The sequence below is a fragment of the Microbacterium umsixpiens genome, assembly GCF_053543675.1.
Window position 1 is genome coordinate 1 of sequence record NZ_JBLVOH010000160.1, and the last position, 2,775, is coordinate 2,775.

Below are 2,775 nucleotides of genomic sequence, written 5' to 3' on the forward strand. Positions count from 1 at the left end.
ACGGCATCCGTCGTCGCCCCGGGCAGCACCCGCGCGCCCGCCGCGAGCGAGTTGAGCCAGCCGTTGTAACCGATCTGCACGACCCGGTCGCGACCGGTGTGCGCGCGGGCGATGCGGATCACGGCTGCCAGCGCCTCGCCGCCGGTCTTCAGGAAGCGCGCGGCCTCGGCACCGGGCACGAGGGAGCAGAACAGCTCGGCCGTCGTCGTCTCGAGCGGATGCGGGTGGCCGAACAGGATGCCGTCGTCGAGCTGGGCGCGGATCGCGGCGTCGACGGTCGGATCCGCATAGCCCAGAGTCACGGGTCCGAGCGCGCAGCGGTAGTCGATGAACTCACGGCCCCGGTCATCCCACACCCGGCATCCGTGCCCGCGGACGATGACCTCGGGCTCCTCCGGCAGCAGCGTCGGCGCCTTGGAGTTGGTGCTCGACCCGACCGGCATCACGGCCAGCGCGCGCTGTCGCCATCCGGTGGTGCTGTGCGCGGTGTGCATGCTGGCCTCTCTGCCGTGCGGATCCTGCGGTGCGGTGTCTAGCCGAGGGTGATGACCTCGCCGGCGCGGGCCGCGGAGAGCTGGGCGGCCTTGGCGATCTCGACCGTGCGGATGCCGACGCCGGCATCGGGCTGCGGCTGCCGGCCCTCGCGCACGGCGCGGACGAACTCCTCGAGCAGCAGAGCGTCGAGGTCCGCCCCGACGGGACTCCACGTCTCGCCGAGCGCATCATGCCCGGCCACACCCTTCGCGAAGGGGCTGACCGTGACGGTGCCGCGCTCGGCCACGACCTGCAGCGTGAGGCCGCCCCAGGTCGCCGAGCTCATCGGCCAGCTCCACGAGCAGTCGATCGTGGCGATCACCCCGCTCGGGTACTGGATGGTGACGAGTCCGCCGGTCTCGACCGCGAGCTCGCGCTGCGCGTGCAGGATGCTGTTCGACATCGCGCGGACCGACTGCGCCCGCTCGCCCAGGAGCTCGTCGAGCAGGTCGGCGCAGTGCACGACGTGGTCGACGAGGGCGCCGCCGCCCGCCAGCTCGGGATCGGTGAACCAGGCGCGATCCTCCGGGAGCTTGCCGTTGTTGATGCCGGTGACCCCGAGGACCTTGCCGAGACGGCCGCTCTGCAGCTCGGCGATCGCGTCGCGCACGCTCGGCGCGAAACGCACCGGGTAGGCGACCATCAGGATCACTCCGGCCTGCTCGCACGCCTCGCGCATCGCGATCGCGTCGTCGACGGTCGTGGCCAGCGGCTTCTCGCACAGCACGTGCACCCCGGCGGCGGCCGCGCGCTCGACGAGGGCACGGTGCCGGGAGTTCTCGGCGGCGATCACGACGGCATCCGGCTTCCAGGCGAACGCCTCGTCGTAGGTGTCGACGTACGCGACACCCAGCTCCGCAGCCAGTGCGGCGCCTCGGGGGGCGTCGTCCGGAGCCGTGGCGCCGTCGGGGTCGGCGGCGATCAGCTCGACGCCCGGCATGTCCTTCAGCGCGTGCACGTAGCTCAGGGCGTGCGTGTGCGCGAACGACAGCACGGCGATCCGCAGCGGGGTGGGGGCGGTCATCGGACGGCCTCCTCGGCCTCGGTGCGGTCGGGGGTGGGGAGCGCGACGGGGGCGCCGGCGGCGATCGAGGCATAGGCGGCCTCGGCGACCGCGACCGCCTCGATGCCATCCGCCGGGCTCACCCTGGCGTCGCGGCCTTCGCGCAACGCGGCCACGAAGTCGACGATCTCGGCGTAGTACGGGCTCTCTTCGGGCGACATCGGCGGCAGGTAGTCGGTAGCGCCGGCGTCGAGCACGGCATCCGTCCGCAGCGACGCGTCTTCGGCGCTGTCGTATCGCAGCCGGCCCTCGGAGCCCGCGACCTCGACGCTCGTGCGGAACGGCATGCCCGGGGCGACCCAGCTGGCGTGCAGGTGGCTGATCACGCCGCTGCGGTGCGTCAGCACGACGTGCGCGGTGACGGGTGCGGGAACCCGGTCGTCGACGGTCGGCGGATTCTGCACCGCGAAGACCGTGGCGACGGGGCCGGCGAACCAGACCGCCTGGTCGATGTCGTGGATCATCAGGTCGCGGATGACGCCGCCGCCGGTGCTCTCCGAGAAGAACCAGGGCGTCTGCGGCGCGGAGCCGGCGCGGCTGAAGCGCTGCACGGCGAGGGTGCCGATGCGCCCGGCGTCGATGCCGGCCTTGATCTGCGCGTACTCGCCCATGTATCGGACGACGTGGGCGGGGAAGAGTCGCACGCCCGCCTCATCGGCCGCGCGGGCGACGGTGGTGGCGGCCTCGGCGGTCGCCGCCAGCGGCTTCTCGCAGATGACGTCGCGCCCGCGCTCGATGGCCCGCAGGGCGAAGTCGGCGTGGGTGCTGCTGGGGGTCACGATGTCGACGATGTCGACCAGCCCGATGAGCGTGTCGACGTCGGAGACGAGCTCGAAGCCGTACTCCTCGGCGATCTCCTCGGCGCCGGCCAGGGAGGTGACGTACCCCTCGGCGCCCAGCGCCCGCCAGGCGTCGGCGTGCACGCGCGAGATGCCGCCGGCTCCGATGAGTCCGACCTTCAACGTGCTCACTGCTTCTCCTCGGGGTCTTCGGGGGTCGTGTCGTCCGCCCCGACCGGCTCGACCGGCTCGACCGGCAGGGGGGTGATGGGCGGGGCCGGCATGTCGTCGATGCCGTAGATCTCGGCGGCGTGCCGCTGGAACGCGTGCACGACCGCACCGTGCGCCGCGGCCTCGGCGCCCAGGCGGGCCTCGGCGAGCGGCACCTGGAACGGCAGG

3 protein-coding genes and 1 pseudogene are annotated in these 2,775 nt (G+C 73.0%); all 4 read right to left on the reverse strand.

Going from position 1 to position 2,775, the window contains the following annotated elements:
* Window positions 1–494, reverse strand: a 494-nt coding sequence (locus tag ACNPM4_RS15710; RefSeq protein ID WP_448986301.1) for an aminotransferase class III-fold pyridoxal phosphate-dependent enzyme, incomplete at its 3' end; no start/stop codon positions are given.
* A 38-nt stretch (window positions 495–532) separates the two neighbouring features.
* Window positions 533–1,558 (reverse strand): Gfo/Idh/MocA family protein, encoded by a 1,026-nt coding sequence (locus ACNPM4_RS15715; RefSeq protein ID WP_448986302.1) that lies wholly within the window; start codon window positions 1,556–1,558, stop codon window positions 533–535.
* A complete protein-coding gene (locus ACNPM4_RS15720) occupies window positions 1,555–2,568 on the reverse strand; it encodes a Gfo/Idh/MocA family protein (protein WP_448986303.1) in 1,014 nt (337 codons plus the stop codon). The genes ACNPM4_RS15715 and ACNPM4_RS15720 overlap by 4 nt, the downstream gene beginning before the upstream one ends.
* Window positions 2,565–2,775 (reverse strand): annotated as a pseudogene (locus ACNPM4_RS15725) (ROK family transcriptional regulator); the annotation flags it as partial. The pseudogene ACNPM4_RS15725 and the gene ACNPM4_RS15720, both read right to left, overlap by 4 nt.

What these genes read in the sequence shown, in the direction of transcription:
- ACNPM4_RS15715 (WP_448986302.1), bottom strand. Translation starts at nt 1,558, where the DNA reads ATGACCGCCCCCACCCCGCTGCGGATCGCCGTGCTGTCGTTCGCGCAC.